Here is a 20,050-nt window from a genome sequence, read left to right on the forward strand (position 1 = left end):
TGTCGGAGCTGATTTCGACCAAGTGCTCGCGGGAGCGGCATCTACTTCTTGTTGCGGTAGAGGACCATGGTGATGGGACCGAAGACCGCGACGAGAAGTACTGACGAGACGAGCACCCAGCCGATTTCCCCGGCGGGCACCGAGCCGTCCATCAGGCCGCGTACCACGGTCGCCAGGTGGCTGATCGGGTTGACTTCGACGACCGCCTGCAACCACCCGGGCATCGTCTTCGGGTCCACGAAGATGTTGCTCACGAACGTCAGCGGGAACATCACCATCATGCTGACCCCCGCCACCGAGTTCGGCGTGCGCAGGATCAGGCTGAGCATCGTCCACAGCCACGACAGGCAGAACGAGAACACCAGCAGCAGCGCGACCGACAGCACCACGCCGACGGCGCCACCCTCCGGCCGGAACCCTAGGACCAGTCCGAGCGTGATCACGATCGCCGACCCGATCGAGTAGCGCATCACATCGCCGAGCAGGGCGCCGACCAGCGGCGACGGTCGCCACACCGGAAGTGACCTGAACCTGTCGAACACCCCCTTCTGGATGTCGGTGTTCAGCGTTATGCCGGTGTTCATGGTGATCATGACGTTCGCCTGCACCAGGATGCCCGGCAGCAGGAACTGCAGGTACTCCTGAGTCGACCCGGCGAGCGCGCCACCGAACAGGTAGGTGAACATCAGCGTGAACATGATCGGGAACATGGTCACGTCGACGAGCTGTTCGGGCACGTGTTTGATCTTCAGCAAAGCGCGCCAGCCGAACGTCAGCGAGGTGAGCACCGGGCCGGGGCGCGACGGCCGCTCGCCGGCCAACAGCACACTGCGCAGCGCGTCCCCGGTGACCGGCGTCGACGCCTGTTCCGCGGTCGTGGCATTCATGCGGCATCCTCCTCGGCGGCGTGTCCGGTCAGGGTGAGGAACACCTCGTCCAGGCTCGGCTGACCGAGCGCGAACTCGGTGACGTCGATGCCGCCGCGGGACAGCTCGGCCAGGGAACGGGCGACCCGCTCGGGGCCGGAGATCCGCGCGGACAGCGCGACCGGGTCGGCGGACGGCTCGACCTGCACCTCGAGGACGCCGGCGAGGACCCGTTCGGCCTCGGCCCGCTGCTCGGGCGCACGTAGCCGTACGTGCAGCGAGCCGGCGCCGACCGATGCCTTGAGCTCGCCGGTCGAGCCCTCGGCGACCACCTTCCCGTGGTCGATCACCGCTATCCGGTCGGCCAGCTGGTCGGCCTCGTCGAGGTACTGCGTGGTCAGCAACACGGTGGCACCCTCGGCGACCATGCCCCTGACGATCTCCCAGACCTGGTTCCTGCTGCGCGGGTCGAGCCCGGTCGTGGGCTCGTCGAGGAAGATCAGTTCGGGGGTGACGACCAGGCTCGCCGCGATGTCGATGCGCCGGCGCATCCCGCCGGAGTACTTCTTCACCTGCCGGTCAGCCGCCTCGGCAAGACCGAACGCGTCGAGCAGGTCGGCCGCCCGCTCCCTGCCTCGGCGGCGTGAGTAGCCGAGCAGCCTGGCGAGCAGCAACAGGTTCTCCACCCCGGTGAGGTCCTCGTCGACCGACGCGAACTGCCCGGTGAGGCCCACCCTGCTCCGCACCGCCCGGGCGTCACGCACGACGTCGTAGCCGAGCACTTGCGCCTCTCCGGCGTCGGGGCGCAGGAGCGTGGCCAGCATGCGGATCGCGGTGGTCTTGCCCGCCCCGTTCGGACCGAGCACGCCGTACACGCCCCCGGCGCTCACGGCCAGATCCACACCGGCGACCGCGTGGGTCTTGCCGAAGCTCTTCTTCAACCCTCTCGTCTCGATCGCGAGCTTTCCCATGGGTTCGAGTCCTTCTCTCGGTGTTGCGAACGGATTGGTTGAGCTAGTAAAGTTTGACTACTTGGCCAAAGTACGCGAGGAGGAAACGTCTAGTCAAAGTTGATTAGAAGCGCATCTTGAGGGGATCGTGGACCGTTCGCCACGAACCCGGATCATCGGCCATGGTGTAGGCGCCCTCAGACAGTCGTTTGCTCAGGCTCTTCGCCCACTCCAGTTCGGTGCGTGCGTGTCCCGCCCACAGTTCGGCCTGATCGCGGACGTGCTCGGGAATGTCGGGGTTCGGGTTCTCCCACCCCTTGGCCTGCTCTACGAGCTCCGCTTCCAGGCGCGCGACCCGCTCGTTAATGTGCGCGATGGCATCTGCCCTGGTCAGCATGGGCAACATGGCGATGGCCGCGTCGAGCATGGTGGGGTCATGGGTGCGCCGCAGACCGTCGCGGACCAGTTCGACTATCTCGTCACGTCCCCGAGCTGTCGCGCGGTACAAAACGCGCTCCGGCCCAGAGTTGCCCGGCTCGGCGTGTTCGGTGAGGAGGCCATCAGCCGCCGCCTTCTTCAGCGCGTGATAAATCGAGCCGGGCTTGATCTTGGCCCAAATCTCCGCACCCCAGCTCTGCAGTTCGGACCGCACCTGGTAGCCATGCGCGCCGCCGGAGAGGTGCACGATACCGAGTACCAGGAGCTTCGTCGCCGACATACGCCCACCTCCGCTCAATCTGCTTGTCTCGATCGCGAGCTTCCCATGGGTTCGATTCCTTCTCTCGGTGTTGCGAACGGATTGGTTGAGCTAGTCCAGTTTGATTACTTGGCCAAAGTACGCGAGGGGAAACGTCTAGTCAAGGTTGATTAGAAGCGCATCTTGAGGTGATCGGGGACCGTTCGCCACGAACCCGGATCATCGGCCATGGTGTAGGCGCCCTCAGACAGTCGTTTGCTCAGGCTCTTCGCCCACTCCAGTTCGGTGCGTGCGTGCCCCGCCCACAGTTCGGCCTGATCGCGGACGCGCTCGGGGGTGTCCCGATCGGGGTGCTCCCGCCACTTGGCCTGCACTACGAGCTCCGCTTGCGCGCCCGCCAGGTGGTGTCAACTCCCACCAACACTAGGCTGCCCTCCTGGTCCGGGTGGTGTCAGCACTGACCTACAAACGGTGCCGGTGGAGACCTCCAAAATCAGGTGGTCGCAGAAGGGTGAGCAGGTACGGCCGAGGCGATGGCCGAGGTCTTGCAGGAGCCTTCCCCACCGCTCAACTTCGTCAGCGGTCGGCGGAGTAATGGACGCGCCGGCCGCGATATGTTCTCCGACCTCATGCAGCGTCACATAAAGGTCCTCCGCGGTAGCCCTGTCGAGCCGCAGCACGATGTCATCCGCACGCGCCGAAGTTACTCTCATGCCGCGATGGGTGCGCTGGCTGACGAGCGGGTCGTCACGCGTTGTCCGAGCACCAGACCCTTTCGAACTCGGTGTCGGTGATTTTGAAAGTGCTCCAGTCCTCGTCGGAGTCGTAGAGGCTGGCTTGGTCGAGACCTCCGTTGCGGTCTTCATCGTGTTCGGGTCCGTAACGCAGGACGTGGCCGGCGTCGTACACCTCGACCTGACGAATGGGCCAGCCTTCGTCGTTCGTCTCGAAACACCAGAGTGAGTGGCCCCAGATGTCGAACTCATCGCCTCAGTTCTCGTCCCAGCCGCGGCGGTAAAAGCGGTTCGGCATGGCTGCAGGGTGCCGCCATACGACGTTCTCACCTGCCGCGATGCGACTGGCGATGGGTCCGTTCCGACGCGCCGCCCGACGCGGAGACGGTGACGTCCGGTCGGACCGCACGGCGGGACTCGGGTCGCTGTGAAAGGGTCCCTAACCTGGCGCCATGCGCGATCGGCTCGTCAATGCGGGTGAGCGCCGAGTGGCAGTATGTGGTGCATGCCGTTGCGCGCGCATCCTGTAAGGGCCTCGATCGCCGTGTCCGACATCGGACGGGCCGTCGCGTTCTACGAGGGCAAGCTGGGCTTGCGGTCGCTGTGGTCCGGTCCAAGCGCCCGCGTCGAGAACGGCAGCCGCGTCTACGAGTCCGCCGGCGGCGCGGCCCTGAACGTCTACCAGTCCACCACCGCCGGAGAGACCTCCGCGACGCTGGCCACCTGGTACGTGGAGGATCTCGACCAGATCGTCGACGAGCTCACCGCGGCCGGCGTCGAGATCAACCGCTACGACCAGCTCGAACACGACGCAAGAGGCATCACCGCGAGGGCTGGCGGCGGGCGGATCGCATGGTTTCAGGACCCTGACGGCAACACCTTCGCTGTCGAGGCAGACATCTGACGCAACGGGCCGATCTCCCGCGCATACGGTCGCGCCCGGTGCCGTGCCTGCAGGGGCCGTTCGTGTCGTCTGGCGAGAACGCCGTCGTTGCGCCGGCAACCGCTCGAAGAGAAACTGGCAGGTACCGCACCAGAAACTCAACTCGAACGCCGCTCAGAAGCGGCTCGGCATGGCCGCGGTCGTCGGTCCGGCGCATCGTGGAGAGTTCCGCCTCGCCGCTGGTCCAGATGATGATCTCCACCAGCAGTGGGAGCACCATCGGTCTTGATCTCCAATAGCCGACGATTCGAAAGTCAACCTAACCGATCAAGTCGTTACCAGGCACGCAGGAAGGCGAAGACCGCTTCCGCAACTCGGAAAAGTCAGTTGCAGCCGCAGCTGCCTGTCGAACACGTTCAACGGAGGCCTGCTTGGCTGGCCGGCGCCCGGTTCTGCCGAGATCAGTGCGTTCGTTCAGCCCTTGTGAGCGCAGGATAGGACCGTCACCGAACCCGTAGCCAAAGCCGGCACGTCACTTACCACTCAGGTCCAAGGTCCGAGGATAGCCAGCTCTCGGGACGCATGTGCACGATGACTTGTGCCCCGATCTGCGTACGCTCGAACTCCAAGTATTCCTCCACCCTCGCGGCCGGAATGTAGCGCCGTGCCAGTTCCAACGACCTTGCCGGTGAGCCCGGCTCGAAACGCACCACTGGTCCTTGCACCGACACGTACCTGACCGTCGGCGCACTGCGTTCCACCATCAGGCCGAAATGACCCGCCGCGCGGATCGCCCTTGTCTTTCGTGCGTCCGGTCCCGTGGCAATCCATAGCTCACCACCTGGCTCATACTGGTACCAGATAGGAACAGTCAGCGGCGCGCGATCAGGCCGCTCGACCACCGACAGGGCTCCCACGTGCGGTTCAGCGAGAAATTCTTCGCGTTCTTCTCTCGACAATGCCATGGCCCGGACGCTACGCCTGGGGTCCGACAAAACCTTCCCATCAGTGCACGGATCCGCCGCTGTTCGTGCGCGCGCCTGGAGACAGTGGTCACCGGGCGTGATTGTCGACGGGACCTAATTGGTGCCGATAAGCGTCGGCCCGGCCGCGGTCAAACGGACTCTGACCGGCAGGTGTAATCGGCGGTACTCCGCCGTGCGGCCTCGTGCAGCGGCTTGCGCTGGGAGCTCTGCGGACTGACTGGGTGCGGGGTGGTCAGGATTTGCTCGGTGCCGAACCTGGCGGCCAGGTCAGTGCACGGCGTTCCAGGCCCATGACATGTCGATGCCGGCGTCGCGCCATCGCTAGCTGTTGCGCAGGCCTGCACGAATTGGGTTGGCCACTTCGTCCGGATAGTGCACCAGCGCTAGTCCGTACATGGCATATGCCTCGGCGGGTCGGAACCGGTTGACAAGCCGGAGAAATCCGACGATGGCCTGGACCTGATCGTTGGCCGTCTGACTAGCGTACTGCTGAAAGGCGCTCTGAAGGGCCCGCGCCGTTCCTGCCGTCCGCCGAGGAGGAAGCCAGCGCCACCTCCAATGACAAGTGCGACGAGAGCAACGAGAACGAAGGCCATCTAGATCGATAGTCATGCCGCTGTACGGTCGGGGTGGCGGCGGCGCTGGCAGACCACGGCCCGTCCTTGTCTAGCCTCGAGTCGCGGACCAGCCAGTGAGCGGCATCGAGTCACCTTGCCGTTGTGCGCGGACGCCGATTCCCTGCCGCTAAGGGCTGACCCCCTGTACCGGGTGGCCGTCCTCCAGATAGCGCACCCGTTTTGCCTTCCAAGCGGCGCGTACACGACGTCGGACGGGTCCGCTGAGCAAAGGCAGCGCCGCGTCTATCGGCAGGATCCGGCTTTCGGCGATCTCGACCGGCTGGATGACCACCGTGTCCAAGACGGCGTCGTCGAAGACGCCGCAGTCGAAAAGGAAGCGCATACCACCCGGACGGTCAGGCCGTGGGCGGAGGAAGTCAACGCACTTGAGCCGCCCCGTGGTGACGTCGAGGCCGCACTCCTCCCTGGTTTCGCGGCGACACGCATCCCAGGGTGACTCGCCGATCTCGACAATCCCACCCGGGATCGTCCAGCCGCCCTTGTACGTCGGCTTCAGGATGAGCAATCGGCCCTTGCGGCCACGTATAAGAGCCCCGGCCGAGGCCGGGATGGTCGGGAGTACGAACGTCGGCTCGGGTAGCTCACCGGGGTTGACGTCGCTCATGGAGAGCATGCTAGATCTGGCGCCGGTTACTCCTCCAGCACTTGAGGACGACGCGTGATTGGCGCACTCATTTGCCGCGACACGCGCTCGATGGCTGCGGTGAGTGAGGCCGCGTTTGCCGTGTTCGAGGTGATCCCGCCTCACGGTTGTCGCGTTTCTCGTCTCAGGATGGCTCGCTGCCGGTCCGGGGGGCAGCCGGCCCGGTCCGGTAGGCACTTTGGCCGGGCTCGAGGGCCAGAACGTCGAGCAGGGTGAGGTCGCGTTCCACCGCGTGGTGAAGGTGGCTGAGCTCGGCCGTGGCGGGGTCGGCGTCGCTTGCACCGATGAGTGGCACCCAGAAGCCAGGGCTTCATCCACCGCTGACGCGGTCCACCACCCACCAGATGAACGGCAGATCCTCGTGGGCGCGGGCTTCGGTCGCGCGAAGGTCGGGGCCGCCTTCGGGTACGCGCGCGAACGGCTCGTCGACGAGCGAGCATGCGTAGCTGTCCTCGCGGTCGAAGAGTATTGCGTGGAACGCCGGCGCCAGTTCCTCCAACGAGGTTGTCACGGCGGTACAGTTCGTTGGAACGTGGTTCTACCAATTTCGGATTACTTGGGGAGGACCACATGACCACCGCTGAACGGCTCGCCCGTGACGTTCTCGACGCCCTGAACGCCGGCGATCTGGAGCGCGTCGCGCCGCTCGTGGCGGAGGACTTCACCGACCACGGGGCGCCGCCGTGGGCTCCGCAGGGCCGGGCCGGGTACCTGACGATCCTCGGGTTCCTGCACGGGGTGCTGCAGCTTCGGTACGAGGTGCACGAGGTCGTAGCCGCCGGGGACACGGTGGCTCTTCGCACGACCGCCCACGGGCGGCACAACAGCGGCCACCTCGGCTTTCCCGCGACCGGCAAGCCCTACGCGATGCCGGCCATGCACATGTACCGCGAGCGCGACGGCGTCCTCGCCGAGCACTGGGGCGTGCGCGACGAACTCGCCGCGCTGTGGCAGGTCGGCGCGCTGCCGACGCCGGAGCCCGTGGCACTGTGACCACGGCGCGGCGCTACTCCAGCCAGGTTCGGGCCGAGCAGCGCCGCGCCACCCGGCAGAGGGTGCTCGAGGCGGCCCGGGTGCTTTTGCTGCGCCGCGGCTACACGGGCACGACCGTCGACGCGATCGCCCACCGCGCCGGCGTCAGCGTGCAGACCGTGTACAACACCGTCGGCGGGAAGGCGGCGGTGCTCAAGGCCGTCTACGACACCGCCCTTGCCGGCGACGACGAGCCGGTGCCGATCATGGAGCGCCCGACGGTGGCCGCGATGCGCGAGGCCGTGGACGCACGGCAGTTCTTGGCGCTGTACGCGCGACTCGGCCGGGAGATGTACGCGCGCGCCGGCGCGCTGCTGCCGATCCTGCTCGAGCCCGCCGCCCGCGACTTCGCCGACAGCATCGAGCGCGAACGCCTCAAGGGTACGACGATGATCGCAGCGATACTCGGCGAGCGCTTCGCCCTGCGCCCCGGGCTCAGCGCATCGGACGCCGCCGACGTGCTGTGGACGCTGACCGCGCCCGAGCTGCAGGTGCGGCTGGTGCACCGGCGGGGATGGAGCCTGCAACGGTACGAGGCGTGGCTCGCCACCACGATGGCGAACGCACTGCTGCCCGCATGCGGATGATCCGTGAGTTCATGGACCTGCCGATCCCTCCTGAAAGGTGACGCAGGTGTTTGTGCAGTCGTCTTCGGTGCCCCGGCGAGATCTTCGGGAGGTTGGCAACCAGATCAGCCGGAGCGCTGGAACGACGTGGTCTCGTAGATCGTCCGTTGGGCCAGCAGATCGGTCGGGCCGCAGTCGTCGGTCAGGACGCTGATGTGCAGGATCTGGTCGGAGAGCGTCAGCCGGTAGGCGGCCTGGCAGGCGTCGCCGGTGGCCCGGACCTGGATGAGCGGTCCGTCGAGTTGATAGCCGCCCCGCCAGCCGGCTTCGAGGTTGCGACCGTCGGCGCTGACGAACACCGCCCATTCGGTCGCGGTCACGTGAAGCACGATCCGGTACTGCTCGGCGGGGCCGTCCATGGGGGCGCCGAGGAATGCCTTGGCTTCCGCGTCGCTGCCTCCGGCTCGCTGGTACGTGACCGCCCAGTCGCCGCCGGACAGCGACGGCGTCTGCCAGGTGCCGATCAGGTCGGTCCGGGACGGCGGGATCGCGCTGACCGGGGCGGGCGCTGAACGCCCGCCGAGACCGACGATGCCAACGGGGATGGCAGCAACCACCACCATCACCGCAAGGACGGCGGCGCGGCGATATGTCCGGTGGCGTCGTCCGCGGGCGGTGGCCTGCTCGAGCAGGGAGCCCACCGGCGGGTCGAGCGCATCGGCGGCGTTCGTCAGCGCCAGCCGCAGCCGGCCGTTCAGCTCAGCGTCGGTGGGCATCGTCGAGCTCCTTGTCGGCGAGCGCGGCGCCGAGCGTCTGCCGGGCCCGGTGCAACAGCAGCTTCGTTGCCGCGGTCGAGCAGGCCAGCAGATCGGCCACCTCCGTGACGGGGCGATCCTCGTAGTAGTGCAGCGCGACGGCGGCGCGCTGCTTGGCCGGCAATGCCGCGGTGGCTCGGAGCAGGTCGATATCCATGGGCGCCGACGCGGATGCGGGTGAGTCCCCGGCGAGCATGGTCAGCTGGATTCGTTGCCGGTCGCGGCGTGCCGCTCGTACCGCGAGACGGATCGCGACCCGCCGCACCCAGGCGTGCGGGGCCTCGTATCGCGCGACCTTGGCCCAGTGGAGGTACAGCTGCACGAAGGCGTCCTGGGTGACGTCCTCGGCGTGCTCACGGTCGTACAGGACGAGGTAGACGGTGCGGGCGACCGCCCGGAACTGTGCCAGGTAGAACGCCGCGTAGTCGGCCGTCGCCGGCGCGGCGTCGGCCCGGCCCCGCGGTGCCACCAGCGCGCCGTCCGGGAAGTACTCCGACATCGAAGTCAGCGCAATCACCCCCACCTACACACAGACGCGGGGTGCCGATCGGGTTACGACTCACCGTAACCCGATCGGGCCGCGGTGGCTGTGGATGAGTATGAGCACATCGCAGCGAACCACGGTGGCGGCCGTCGCCGTCGTCGTCCTCCTCGCCGGCTGCCGGTCCGGCACGGACGACAAGCCCCGAGCCATGCCGTCCGCGCGGCCGGCGGCAAGCGCGGCATGCCCACCGGAGCTGGGCACCTGCCGCGGCGATCTGCTGGCCGGCACCTACCGCACGGCGACGTTCCACCCGACGTTCACCTACACCGTGCCGGCCGGCTGGACGAACGGTATCGATCTGCCCCGCAACTTCCTGCTGGCCCGTTCCGACGACCCGGTGCTGGACTTCTACGGTGGGAACAGCGTCAACGTCATGTCGAACGTGGTGGCCGCATCGCAGAACTGCGACGAGGACGGCGAGCCGGGAGTGGGCCGCACGGCCGGCGATCTGGCGCGGTGGATCCACGGCCTGCCCGGCGTGACGGCGAGCACCCCGCGGCCCGCGACGGTCGGTGGATGGCCCGGCGTCGTCCTCGATCTTCAGCTCGCGAAAGGATGGACCAAGACCTGCCCGTACGCCGAGGAAGCCGTCGTCCAGCTCCTGCAGACCGGTGATCCCGCGCAGTTTCACCCCACCCGGACCACGCTGGCGAACGGCGTATCCACCCGCCTCTACCTGCTCGACGCACCGGGCGGCGGCACCATCATGGTCAACGTGATCGATGTCCCCGGCGGCATCAGCCTGCGAGACTATGTGCCGGTGGCGTCCCCCGTCATCGAATCCATCTACTTCGGTGCCTGACGGGGCCGCAACGATGACCCGCCACGATCCGGCCTTTCCCGCGCTGCACGTGCGCCCCGCCCAAGGGTGGGTCAACGACCCGAACGGGCCCTTCCACCACAACGGCCGGTATCACCTGTTCTACCAGCACAATCCGGCCGCTCCGGTGCACGGCGACATCCACTGGGGGCACGCCAGCAGCGCCGACCTGGCCGGCTGGCGCACCGAGCCCCTCGCGCTCAGCCCCACGCCCGGGCACCTCGACGCCGGCGGCTGCTGGTCGGGATGCGTGGTGGACGACGACGGCGTGCCCACCGCCGTCTACACCGGGATCGGCGCCGGGGTCCTCGACGCGAGCATCTGCCTGGCCAGGGCCGGGGATGACGAGCTGCTCACCTGGACCAAATGTCCGGCCGCGGCCGCCCGGCCACCCGAGGGCCTGGAGCTGGCCGGCTACCGCGATCCCTTCGTGTTCACCGTCGACGGGCACCGCTATGCCCTGGTCGGCGCCGGCCTCGCCGGCGGTGGGGCCGCCACCGTCCTGCTGTACGGCTGCGACGATCTGACCCGATGGACCTACCTGGGCCCGTTCCTGAGCACGAGCGACGACGTGGCCGCCGCACACTGCCCGGCCGACATCTGGGAGTGTCCCCAGTTCTTCCCGCTGGCCGGCCGCTGGGTCCTGATCGTCTCGCGGTGGACCGGCGAGGTGCTCGGACCGGTCGCCTATCTCGTCGGCGACCTCGGCACCACCGGCGGCCGGCCCCGATTCACCCCCACCCACGGCGGCCGGGTCGACGCCGGACGAGCCTTCTACGCACCGGCCGTTCTCGCCGGGCCGGAACGCACTCTGCTGTGGGGCTGGACCTGGGAGAACCGCGACGACCGGGCGATCGCGGCGTCCGGCTGGGCCGGCGCCCTCACGCTGCCCCGCGTCCTCGACCTGGACGATGCCGGCCGGCTCACCAGCACCCCCGCACCGGAGCTGCGGCTCCTGCGTGGCACCGCGAGCACGGTCGAAGCCCAGCCCGGACAAGTCATCGAGCTGCCCGGCGGCCCGCTGGACATCGAGATCCGACTGGGGCAGCCGCGCGACGCCCCGGTGACCCTGGTGATCGACCTCGGCGGCGACTCCCTGGCGCTGACCGTCGATCCCGGCGACGTACGTGTGCTGCTCGATGGGTCGGTGGTCGAGGTGTTCGTGTCCGGCGGCCCGGTCTTCACCGAACGGCTGTACCCGCCCGCCGCGACGCCGGCCGCCTCCCTCCAGGTGCGCGCGCCGCGAGAAGCCAGCGCCACGATCTGGCAGCTCGCCGGGAAATCCGCAACCAATTGACGTACGTCCATGTCTGTTCTACGTTCGCCTTGGTCGGGCGGCGGCCCGTCCTGGCCCCGGAAAGGGTGCGATGTCATGGCGAATCGGAGACAGTCGATCCTGGCGCTGCTGGCCGGTCTCGGCGGGACGGTCGTCCTCACCGCCCTGGCGACCTCCTCGGCCGGCGCGCCCGCCATTGCCTCGCCCGGCGGATGTGACGCGACCACGCGCATCGAGACGCAGTGGGGCAGCGGGCCGGCCGGTGGTCAGATCGCCGCGGTCACGGTCACCAACACCTCCCCGGCCACCACCACGAAGTGGACAGTGACCTGGGCACTCGCCTCCGGGCAGCAGGTGGTCTCCGGGTGGAACGCGACCGTGACCACCTCGGGCGGCACGGCAACGGCGGCCAACGCCTCGTACAACGGCGTGCTCGCGCCGGGCGCGTCGGCCACGTTTGGGATGCAGCTCTCCGGCACCTGGCCGGCGCCCGCGATGAGCTGCGACAACGGCGCCTCGTCACCGCCGACCTCGACGTCGCCGCCGGGCGGTCCGGACGTGACCGTCGACGAGTCCAGCAGCCAGAGCGCCGTCACCCTGGTCGTCGGGCAGACGCTGGGCGTGTCTCTCGGCGCCGAGTACCTGCCGCCGACGGCCGGGGGCTCCCTCACGAAACTCTCCGGGAGCGGCGGTTATCCGACCGGGCAACCCCTGTCCGCCCTCTACCGCGCGGCGGCCCCTGGAACCACCGACCTGACCACCCGGTCGGACTACGCCTGCCTGCACGCCACGCCGCCGTGCACGGTGCCGATCAGGCTCTGGATCGTGCACGTCACGGTCGTCGCCGCCACCGGCCGTACCGTCACCGTCTCCACGGCCGACAACCAGAGCTCGGTACGCCTGCGCGCCGGCGACACCCTGGTGGTGAGCCTGGCCGAGAACTACCTGCCGCCGAAGCTATCCGTCGCGGGCGTCCTCGTGCAGCGCGACACCACCGGCGGCTATCCGACCGGCCAGCCCCTGGTGGCCCGTTACGTCGCCGCCGCGCCCGGGACGGTCGGCGTGTCCACGGTGACCGACACCGCGTGCAACCACGCGCCCACGCCGTGCCCGTCTCCCCAGGTCCCGTGGTCGATCACCGTCACCGTCGCCTCCTGACGACGCGCACCGCGGCGAGTCATCGATGTCACGGCGAAGGCTCCTGGAAGGCCACCGCCCAGTCGCCGGTCATGCGCTGGGGCGTGACGGTGATGGTGACCGTGGCGCCTCGGGTGCGCTGCGTCGCGGAGGGCCAGTACGGGCTGCTCGCGCCGTCGACCAGGCCCTGGTCGAAGTCCCACCACTGGCCGGTCGCGACCACGACGCCGTTCATCGTGACGGTGAGCGCTCCCGGCGTCTGTGACCGCAGGGCGAGGTGGCCGCCGCTGCCCCAGGTGAACGTCCGGCTCACCGGCTGGTTCGGGTCGGCGGGGTCGGGCCGCAGCAGGAAGGTCGTGCGGTACGAGATCCCGCCCTCGTCGGTGACGGCCAGGTTGTCGCCGGTCTCGAGCGGGGTCAGGGCGGCCGGGCGGACCGGGAGGACGTACTGGTCGACCGGCACCCGCTCGCCGATCCCCACGGCGAAGCCGGCCGGTGGGGCCGCCGGGAACGTCACCTCGACGACGCTGCGATCGCCGACGTGGACGCCGAGGTCCCCGATCTCGTCCGGGGCCGCCGGAATGAACGAGGCACCGCACCCGGAACCGCTCATGACGTCGTGCCCGTTGAGCCTGAGCGCGAACTCCCTCTTCGACGTCGTTTCGGTGCATCGGACGAAGAACACCAGATCCGTCGAGGCGGGCACGAACGGCAGCACGAGCGACGTGGCGCCCGGCGGCAGCGTCGCCGACGCGAACAGGCGGGTGCCCTGGGCGTACACGGGAAAGCCGTTGATCGTCTTCGGACCGGCCACCGTGCCGTCCGTCCGCTCCGCTGAGCGCGAGATCGTCAGCAGGCCGGCGGGGATGGCCAGGACGGCGAGCACGGCCGCGGCCGCCGCGGCGATCCGCCGGCGCCGGCGCCGCACCTCCAGCCGCCGGCGCACCCCGGACAGGACCAGGTGCGAGCGGACCTCGGCCCAGTCGGCCGACGAGCGCTCGTCGAGCACGTCGCGCAGATCGGTCAGGTTCATGACAACGCCTCCTCGCTGGTCAGCGACTCGTCCAACCGCAGCTTCGCCAGCGCCCGGCTGGCCTGGCTCTTGACCGTCCCGATCGAGCAACCCATCGCGTCGGCGACCTCGGCGTCGGAGAGCTGCTCGAAGTAGCGCAGCACGAGCACCGTCCGCTGCCGGGCCGGCAGCCGGCGCAGCGCGCGCCAGAGCCCGTCCCGGTCGTCGATCCGGTCGGTCGCGAGCCGACCGGCCTCGGGCAGTGCGTCGGTGGGCACCTCGGCCCGCCAGCGGCGCCGCCACCAGCTCGCATGCGAGTTGACCAGAATGCGCCGCACGTACGGCTCCGGGTCGCCCTCGATCCGCGACCACGCCGACCAGGCCTTGACGAGCGAGGTCTGCAGCAGGTCCTCGGCGGTCGCCCAGTCGCCGGTCAGCAGGTACGCGCTGCGTAGTAGCTGGGTCGACCGGCTCACCACGAACTCGTCGAACCCGCCGGCCGACCCCGTTCTTTCTCTCGGCACCGTGGCCGCCTCCCCGTTCCGGTCCGTCGCAGGGTAATACCGGGCGGGGTGGTCGATCGGTTGCCTGAGATGCGGCCGAAGTTGCGAGAAAGGCGTCCCCGGCGAGCCGCGCCCGCCGGGGACGGTGGATCAATGAGCGACCTGGGTTCCGCCGTAGAACGCGACGGCGTCCTTGGCCGGGACGGTCACGGTGGCGACACCGTGCCTGCCGACCACCACGGTGGGGCCGGTGCAGTGCCGGTTCCGGAAGTCGCCGTGGATGATGTCGCAGTACGTGCCCTGACTCAATCCGGTTCGGAACGTATGGGTCTGCGCGGTCGTCTCGTTGTTGATCGCGATCCAGCCCTTGCTGCCACGGCTGAACGCGATCAGGTTCGTGCCGTCGTCGAACCAGTTGGCGACCGGCGCGTCACCGACGCTGACGAAGTTGTGGAAGCCGACCATGTTGGCCACACCCGGGTATCGGTCGACACACACCCAGCCGCTACCGCAGTCGGTGTCGGTGATCATGCCGTTCGCGTCCGACGGCGGGGAGTCGTCCGGGGTGTTCCAGGCGAAACCGGCGTACACCTGGGGGCGTCCGTATCCGTACGCGAGAAGGAACTCGTTCGCGATGGTGTTGGTCGCGCCGTCCTTGTAGTTCAGGGCGTCACCGTTGCGCTCGGTGTCGTGATTCTGCACGAACGCCAGCACCTTGTCGCCCGGCGGCAGCCCGGCGTTCGTGCCGAACACCTTCAGATCACCGATGTTGCCGTCGTTCGGCGGGCTGTTGTAGCTCTTGAAGGCGTTCTTGATCTGTACGTCCACGTCGAGGCCCAGCACGCTGCCCTGACCCAGGAACGCGAACTGCGAGAGCCGCCCCGGGCCACCCGGGAACACCTCGAGGGCGACGTACGGCCGGGTGCCGTCGACCGTGTTGTGCAGCCGGGCCTCGATCGCCGCCAGGTCGGCCTGGCCGATGTGCTTGGCCGCGTCGACCCGGAACCCCGACACGCCGTACCCGATGAGCTTGTTGAGGTAGTCGGCCAGCGTCCTCTGCACGTCGGGAGTCTCGGTACGCAGGTCCGAGAGCCCGACGAGCTCGCACTTGAAGACCTGGGTGTAGTCGTTGAAGTCGTCGATGCCACCGGTGGTCGGGCAGCCCGCGCCCGGGTGGTGGAAGTTGCCGGGCTGGTAGAGGCCCGGGTACTCGTACTTGGTGAAATCCACGCCGCCGTACGAGGTGTGCCCCTGTCCGGTCATGTGGTTGATCACGGTGTCGACGTACACCTTGACGCCCGCCCCGCGGCAGGTGTCCACCATGTCCTTGAACCGGGTCTCGTCGCCCATCCGGCTGGTGAGGTGGTAGTCCACCGGCTGGTAGACCTCCCACCAGGGGTGCAGGATCGTGTCGCTGCCGTTCCCCAGTTCGGTGCGCTTCACCGAGTCCTGGGGCGGAGAGACCTGGACGCCGCCGTAGCCCTTCGGGCCCAGGACGGTGACGCACTCGTTGGCCACCGACTTCCAGTTCCACTCGAAGAGGTTCGCGATCACGTCGCCGCTCGTGCGCGTCGCCCCGGCTCCACCGCTGCCGCCGGCCGAGCCTGGTCCCTCGAGTGCGACGCCGACCGCGGGGACCAGCGCCGCCGCGAGCACGCTCGCGAACACCAGCGCCGATCGCCGGAGGCTGCTCGAGCTCCGCCGAAAGAGATGTCCCATCCGTCCTCCTGTAGGGCCTGCGCGCTCTACTTCGGTCACGCGACAGAGGAAATGCCGGCCGTGGGAACACTAGCCCTGCCGTAACGAGAAGGTAACCCTCCGTGCGTCGCCGACAGCGATGAGGAATCCGATGACGTGGGGATGGCGGCGCAGGTCGAGCAGCAGTGACTCGAGGTGGTCGGTGCCACCGGTCGCAAGACGGTCACCGTCGTCACCACGACCCAGTTCGGGCGAAGTTCCCCGACGTGCAGGCGGCCGACCAGCGGGTGGTCGACGCGGCGATCTGCACGATGCTCGGCCGGCCGATCCCGGCCGCCTGACCGCGGCCGGTAGGGTGCGAATCGCCGGTGCGGATTGATCGTTGGAGCACACGATGAGCGAACAGCTCGAGGTTGTCTATCGCGACTACATCGCCGCGTTGAATGGCCGGCGTTTCGACGACCTCGACCGGTATGTACATGATCGACTCACCTACAACGGCGAGGAGTGGACACGCGACGAGTACAAGGCCCTGCTCGCCGACGATGTCGAGAAGATCCCTGATCTGCACTACGAAATTCGGCTGCTCGTCGTTCGCCCGGACCAGGTCGCCTGCCGGCTGTGGTTCGATTGCACGCCCCAGCGGGTGTTTCTCGGCATCGATGCGGGCGGCCGCCGGGTTTCGTTCGCCGAGCACGTGTTCTATCAGTTTCGCGAGTACCGGATCGAAAGCGTGTGGTCGTTGATGGACACCGACGGCATACGACGCCAGTTGCTGACACCGGAGAAACAATGAAGGCGGGATCGTGACGATCCTCGCCGGGGCAGTGGCTCCGACTGGACGACGTCCGCCGATCTCATCCCCGCGCCAGCAGCGAAACTCCGGCCGCAATCAACGACAAGAGAGTTGTCGAGGTCAGCAGCCATCCGAGGTTGATCAGCCGATGCTTGCGAAGCACCGTCTTCGCCAGACCGTGGACGTTGTAGGTGAGGACCTTCACCTCGAGGTCGTCGTCCGCGTCGGTGAGCATGCGTTGGACCCCTTGCCATTGCAGCTGAGCGATATGGCCGAAGTACCACATGCCCTCCGGCCGGTAGGTGCTGTCGTCGGCAGGGTCGATGCCGAGCTGAGCGAAGTCCTCCCGAATGTGCCGGCCATGCTGCGAGAGCAACGTGGCCGAAGCCGCCGAGATGGATCCGGACAACGCGACTATCGCGAACGTCAGGAACAGCCAGGTCAGCGCTCCGGCGACGTCGAGAGCGCGCCGCAACTCCGCAACATTGCCCGAGACGAGTCCGAAGGCGATCGTGACGAAGGCCCCGTTCACGGTCAAAAGGAGCTGCGCCTTCGTCTCGGCAACCTTGTACCAATCGATGACCCGGTCATACATACGTCGCGCAAACTCGACATTTGCCGGACTGGCCGACACCCGCACGCTGCGTACATCACCCATGGACCCAGGGTAAGCGGGGGTGTCACGGCGTGGTGATCGGGAACATCGCCCACACGCCGGTCGGCTGACCGAGGCATGACAGAAACCGCACAGCCGATCCATAGGTAACGGACCTTCTTTCCACAGGCGGGCACCCGATGGTGGGTGCATGACGACAACGGCCCCTGCTCGTACCCCCGCCCCGGTTGGCGTCGTGTCGCCACGGGTGACGCCGCGCTGGTGGGCCGACCTGGGCGGCGTGACGGCCGGCGTGACGATGCTGATCGTGACCGCGCTGTGGGTGCGCAACGGCGGCGTGCAGCAGGTCACCGCCGGCGGCTCGGGCGCGGTCTCGGCGATCGGGCGGCTGACCGGCCTCTGGGCGTCCGACCTGCTGTTGCTCCAGGTGCTGCTGATGGCCCGGGTCCCGCTGGTCGAGCGGGCCTTCGGGCAGGACCGGCTGGCCCGCTGGCACCGCTGGACGGGGTTCACCTCGTTCTGGCTGATGATCGCGCACGTCGTGCTGATCACGCTCGGCTATGCCGGCGCCGCGCACGCGAACGCGTTCGCCGAGCTGTGGGACATGGTCTGGACCTACCCCGGGATGCTGCTGGCCACCGCCGGCACCCTCGCGCTGGTCATGGTCGTGGTCACCTCGATCCGGGCGGCGCGGCGCAAGCTGCGGTACGAGTCATGGCACCTGATGCACCTGTACGCGTACGCCGGCGTCGGTCTTGCTCTTCCGCACCAGCTCTGGACCGGCGCCGACTTCATCGGCTCGGCCGCCTCGACGGCCTATTGGTGGACGCTGTACGCCGTGTCCGCCGGCGCCGTCATCGCGTACCGGATCGGCCTGCCCGCCTGGCGCAACCTTCGCCACCGCCTGGTGGTCTCCCGGGTGGTCCCGGAAGGACCGGGTCTCACCTCGGTCTACCTGACCGGCCGGCGCCTCGACCGGCTGCCGGTGCGCGCCGGGCAGTTCTTCCAGTGGCGCTTCCTCGACGGGCCGGGCTGGACCCGCGGCCACCCCTACTCGCTGTCGGCCACCCCGCACGGCCGCGAGCTGCGGATCACCGTGAAGGACCTCGGCGACGGCAGCTCCCGGGCGGCCACGCTGCGCCCGGGCACGACGGCGCTGATCGAGGGCCCCTACGGCAAGCTCACCGGCGAGACCTACCAGGGCGGGCCGGTGACCATGCTGGCCTGCGGGATCGGCGTCACCCCGCTGCTGGCCCTGCTGGGCGAGCTCCCGTACGCGCCGGGCGACGCCACGCTGATCTACCGGGCCCGCACCGAGGCCGAGATCGCGTTCCGGGACGAGCTCGAGTGGTTCGCGGCCCACCGCGGCGTCCGCGTGATCTTCCTGCTCGGGCCGCGCGCCGCCGATCCGGGCTGGCTGCCCGCGCAGTACGCCGGCCACCCCGACGCGCTGCGGCAGATGGTTCCCGGCATCGCCGCCGCCCACGTCTACCTGTGCGGGCCGGAAGCCTGGACCGACGCCGCCCGCACCGCGGCCCGCGACGCCGGCGTCCGCCCCGAGAACCTGCACACCGAACTGTTCGCCTGGTAAAGACGAAGGACCTCTGATGCGCCGGATCACCCTGTGGCTGTTCTCCACGATCGTCGCCCTCGTGCTGCTCTTCAGCTACCGCACGAGCACCAACGGCAGCGGCAGCGGCGCCGCGGTCGCCGCCGCCGTCCCCGCCCCCACGGAAAGCAGCGCGTCGCCCACCCCGAGCACGTCCAGCAGCGCGTCGCCCTCAAGCTCCGCGTCCTCCTCGGGCAGCAAGACCTACACCGGATCCACCGCCTCGACGCGCTGGGGCGACGTCCAGGTCACCATCACGGTCACCGACGGCAAGATCACCGATGTCCAGGTGCCGGTCTATCCCACCGAGAACGGCCGGGACCAGGAGATCAACGCGTACGCGCTGCCGATCCTCACGCAGGAGACCCTGCAGGCGCAGAGCGCCGACATCAACACCGTCTCGGGCGCCACCGTCACCAGCGACGGCTACCTGCAGTCGCTGCAGGCCGCGCTCGACGCCGCCCACCTGGCATGACCGCCGCGGCGCTCGCCCAGCGGGCCTGGGTCGAGCAGATCATGGGGCTGCCGGTCAGCATCCACGTGCGCGGTGCGGGGCCGGTCGCGGACCGGGTGGCGGCCGCCTTCGCCGGCCTGCGCCGGGTCGACGAGGTGCTCAGCCCGTACCGCGACGACAGCGACCTCTCCCGCTGGGAGCGCAAGCGGCTCCGCCTGGCCGACGCCGACCCGATGCTGACCGAGGTCATCGAGCTGTGCGAGCGGGCACGCGAGCGCACCGGCGGCTGGTTCGACCCGCGCGGCCTGCCCGACCCCCGCGACGGCCGCCCGCGCTACGACCCGTCGGGGCTGGTCAAGGGCTGGGCGGTCGAGCGCGCCGCGGCCTCCTTCGCCGGCCTGACCGGCGCCGGCTGGTGCCTCAACGCCGGCGGCGACATCGTCCTGCACGCCCCGGACGACCAGCCGCCCTGGCGCGTCGGCATCGAGCATCCCGACGACCCGGCCCGGGTGATGCGGGTCGTCGAGCGCCGCGGCGGCGCCATCGCCACCTCGGGCCGCACCCATCGCGGCCGGCACATCATCGACCCGCACACCCGCCGCCCCGCGGCCACGACCAAGGCGGTGACCGTCATCGGCCCCAGCCTGCTGTGGGCCGACGTCTACGCCACCGCGGCCGCCGCCCGCGGATCGGCGGGCATGATCGAGGGCTACGAGGCGCTGATCGTCAGCGCCGGTGGTCTCGTGCGCACCACCGCCGGATGGCCCGGATAGCG

The 20,050-nt window shown here is 68.9% G+C and carries 24 protein-coding genes; 11 read left to right on the forward strand and 13 right to left on the reverse strand.

The window, feature by feature from the left end:
- Positions 1–41 precede the first annotated feature (41 nt).
- The 4 genes from ACZ6TB_RS01565 to ACZ6TB_RS01580 form a co-directional block, all read right to left on the reverse strand.
- On the reverse strand, positions 42–887 hold the full coding sequence (locus ACZ6TB_RS01565; protein WP_465549363.1) for an ABC transporter permease: 846 nt from the start codon (positions 885–887) through the stop codon (positions 42–44).
- Positions 884–1,837 (reverse strand): ATP-binding cassette domain-containing protein, encoded by a 954-nt coding sequence (locus ACZ6TB_RS01570; protein WP_465549365.1) that lies wholly within the window; start codon positions 1,835–1,837, stop codon positions 884–886. The genes ACZ6TB_RS01565 and ACZ6TB_RS01570 overlap by 4 nt, the downstream gene beginning before the upstream one ends.
- A 103-nt stretch (positions 1,838–1,940) precedes the next feature.
- Positions 1,941–2,534 carry a PadR family transcriptional regulator gene (locus tag ACZ6TB_RS01575; RefSeq protein WP_465549367.1) on the reverse strand — a complete coding sequence of 198 codons (594 nt, stop codon included), beginning with the start codon at positions 2,532–2,534 and terminating at the stop codon, positions 1,941–1,943.
- Between the two features lie 149 nt (positions 2,535–2,683).
- The gene (locus ACZ6TB_RS01580; RefSeq protein ID WP_465549369.1) at positions 2,684–2,887 is read right to left on the reverse strand and encodes a hypothetical protein; all 204 of its coding nucleotides are present in this window, start codon (positions 2,885–2,887) and stop codon (positions 2,684–2,686) included.
- Between the two features lie 865 nt (positions 2,888–3,752).
- Between ACZ6TB_RS01580 and ACZ6TB_RS01585 the strand changes: the two genes are divergently transcribed.
- Complete coding sequence (locus ACZ6TB_RS01585; RefSeq protein ID WP_465549371.1) at positions 3,753–4,151, forward strand: VOC family protein; 399 nt, start codon at positions 3,753–3,755, stop codon at positions 4,149–4,151.
- 515 nt (positions 4,152–4,666) lie between these two features.
- Here the strand turns inward: ACZ6TB_RS01585 and ACZ6TB_RS01590 are convergent.
- From ACZ6TB_RS01590 to ACZ6TB_RS01600, 3 genes are all read right to left on the reverse strand, one after another.
- Positions 4,667–5,095, reverse strand: a complete 429-nt coding sequence (locus ACZ6TB_RS01590) for a pyridoxamine 5'-phosphate oxidase family protein (RefSeq protein WP_465549373.1) — start codon at positions 5,093–5,095, stop codon at positions 4,667–4,669.
- Between the two features lie 765 nt (positions 5,096–5,860).
- On the reverse strand, positions 5,861–6,358 hold the full coding sequence (locus ACZ6TB_RS01595; protein WP_465549375.1) for an NUDIX domain-containing protein: 498 nt from the start codon (positions 6,356–6,358) through the stop codon (positions 5,861–5,863).
- 349 nt (positions 6,359–6,707) lie between these two features.
- Positions 6,708–6,908, reverse strand: coding sequence for a hypothetical protein (locus tag ACZ6TB_RS01600; protein WP_465549377.1), 201 nt, complete (start codon positions 6,906–6,908; stop codon positions 6,708–6,710).
- A 59-nt stretch (positions 6,909–6,967) separates the two neighbouring features.
- Between ACZ6TB_RS01600 and ACZ6TB_RS01605 the strand changes: the two genes are divergently transcribed.
- The gene (locus ACZ6TB_RS01605; protein WP_465549379.1) at positions 6,968–7,390 is read left to right on the forward strand and encodes an ester cyclase; all 423 of its coding nucleotides are present in this window, start codon (positions 6,968–6,970) and stop codon (positions 7,388–7,390) included.
- The gene (locus ACZ6TB_RS01610) at positions 7,387–8,016 is read left to right on the forward strand and encodes a TetR/AcrR family transcriptional regulator (RefSeq protein WP_465549381.1); all 630 of its coding nucleotides are present in this window, start codon (positions 7,387–7,389) and stop codon (positions 8,014–8,016) included. The genes ACZ6TB_RS01605 and ACZ6TB_RS01610 overlap by 4 nt, the downstream gene beginning before the upstream one ends.
- A 104-nt stretch (positions 8,017–8,120) precedes the next feature.
- Here the strand turns inward: ACZ6TB_RS01610 and ACZ6TB_RS01615 are convergent, their stop codons facing one another.
- Both ACZ6TB_RS01615 and ACZ6TB_RS01620 read right to left on the reverse strand, forming a co-directional pair.
- Entirely contained in the window at positions 8,121–8,771 is a 651-nt protein-coding gene (locus ACZ6TB_RS01615; protein ID WP_465549383.1) for a hypothetical protein, read from the reverse strand.
- Positions 8,755–9,309 (reverse strand): sigma-70 family RNA polymerase sigma factor, encoded by a 555-nt coding sequence (locus ACZ6TB_RS01620; protein ID WP_465549385.1) that lies wholly within the window; start codon positions 9,307–9,309, stop codon positions 8,755–8,757. The genes ACZ6TB_RS01615 and ACZ6TB_RS01620 overlap by 17 nt, the downstream gene beginning before the upstream one ends.
- Before the next feature lie 94 nt (positions 9,310–9,403).
- Between ACZ6TB_RS01620 and ACZ6TB_RS01625 the strand changes: the two genes are divergently transcribed.
- From ACZ6TB_RS01625 to ACZ6TB_RS01635, 3 genes are all read left to right on the forward strand, one after another.
- The gene (locus tag ACZ6TB_RS01625) at positions 9,404–10,156 is read left to right on the forward strand and encodes a hypothetical protein (protein ID WP_465549387.1); all 753 of its coding nucleotides are present in this window, start codon (positions 9,404–9,406) and stop codon (positions 10,154–10,156) included.
- Positions 10,157–10,169: 13 nt separating this feature from the next.
- Positions 10,170–11,471, forward strand: a complete 1,302-nt coding sequence (locus tag ACZ6TB_RS01630; RefSeq protein ID WP_465549389.1) for a glycoside hydrolase family 32 protein — start codon at positions 10,170–10,172, stop codon at positions 11,469–11,471.
- 75 nt (positions 11,472–11,546) lie between these two features.
- Complete coding sequence (locus ACZ6TB_RS01635; protein ID WP_465549391.1) at positions 11,547–12,608, forward strand: cellulose binding domain-containing protein; 1,062 nt, start codon at positions 11,547–11,549, stop codon at positions 12,606–12,608.
- Positions 12,609–12,636: 28 nt separating this feature from the next.
- Here the strand turns inward: ACZ6TB_RS01635 and ACZ6TB_RS01640 are convergent, their stop codons facing one another.
- From ACZ6TB_RS01640 to ACZ6TB_RS01650, 3 genes are all read right to left on the reverse strand, one after another.
- A complete protein-coding gene (locus ACZ6TB_RS01640; RefSeq protein ID WP_465549393.1) occupies positions 12,637–13,620 on the reverse strand; it encodes a hypothetical protein in 984 nt (327 codons plus the stop codon).
- Positions 13,617–14,123 carry a SigE family RNA polymerase sigma factor gene (locus tag ACZ6TB_RS01645; protein ID WP_465549395.1) on the reverse strand — a complete coding sequence of 169 codons (507 nt, stop codon included), beginning with the start codon at positions 14,121–14,123 and terminating at the stop codon, positions 13,617–13,619. The genes ACZ6TB_RS01640 and ACZ6TB_RS01645 overlap by 4 nt, the downstream gene beginning before the upstream one ends.
- A gap of 129 nt (positions 14,124–14,252) precedes the next feature.
- Positions 14,253–15,821: an alpha-amylase gene (locus tag ACZ6TB_RS01650; RefSeq protein ID WP_465549397.1), complete on the reverse strand. Its 1,569-nt coding sequence runs from the start codon at positions 15,819–15,821 to the stop codon at positions 14,253–14,255.
- A gap of 164 nt (positions 15,822–15,985) precedes the next feature.
- Between ACZ6TB_RS01650 and ACZ6TB_RS01655 the strand changes: the two genes are divergently transcribed.
- Entirely contained in the window at positions 15,986–16,141 is a 156-nt protein-coding gene (locus ACZ6TB_RS01655) for a hypothetical protein (RefSeq protein ID WP_465549399.1), read from the forward strand.
- Between the two features lie 53 nt (positions 16,142–16,194).
- On the forward strand, positions 16,195–16,596 hold the full coding sequence (locus tag ACZ6TB_RS01660) for an ester cyclase (protein ID WP_465549401.1): 402 nt from the start codon (positions 16,195–16,197) through the stop codon (positions 16,594–16,596).
- A gap of 61 nt (positions 16,597–16,657) precedes the next feature.
- Here ACZ6TB_RS01660 and ACZ6TB_RS01665 read toward each other — a convergent pair whose 3' ends face one another.
- Positions 16,658–17,254: a Pycsar system effector family protein gene (locus ACZ6TB_RS01665; protein ID WP_465549402.1), complete on the reverse strand. Its 597-nt coding sequence runs from the start codon at positions 17,252–17,254 to the stop codon at positions 16,658–16,660.
- A 148-nt stretch (positions 17,255–17,402) separates the two neighbouring features.
- On the opposite strand from ACZ6TB_RS01665, the gene ACZ6TB_RS01670 reads away from it, so the two are divergent.
- The 3 genes from ACZ6TB_RS01670 to ACZ6TB_RS01680 are packed head-to-tail and all read left to right on the forward strand — an operon-like array spanning position 17,403 to position 20,048.
- A complete protein-coding gene (locus tag ACZ6TB_RS01670) occupies positions 17,403–18,803 on the forward strand; it encodes a ferredoxin reductase family protein (RefSeq protein ID WP_465549404.1) in 1,401 nt (466 codons plus the stop codon).
- Between the two features lie 16 nt (positions 18,804–18,819).
- On the forward strand, positions 18,820–19,296 hold the full coding sequence (locus tag ACZ6TB_RS01675) for an FMN-binding protein (RefSeq protein WP_465549406.1): 477 nt from the start codon (positions 18,820–18,822) through the stop codon (positions 19,294–19,296).
- A complete protein-coding gene (locus ACZ6TB_RS01680; protein ID WP_465549408.1) occupies positions 19,293–20,048 on the forward strand; it encodes an FAD:protein FMN transferase in 756 nt (251 codons plus the stop codon). Before ACZ6TB_RS01675 ends, ACZ6TB_RS01680 begins: the two co-directional genes overlap by 4 nt.
- Positions 20,049–20,050 lie beyond the last annotated feature (2 nt).

Source organism: Actinoplanes sp. NPDC051537 (assembly GCF_055586105.1).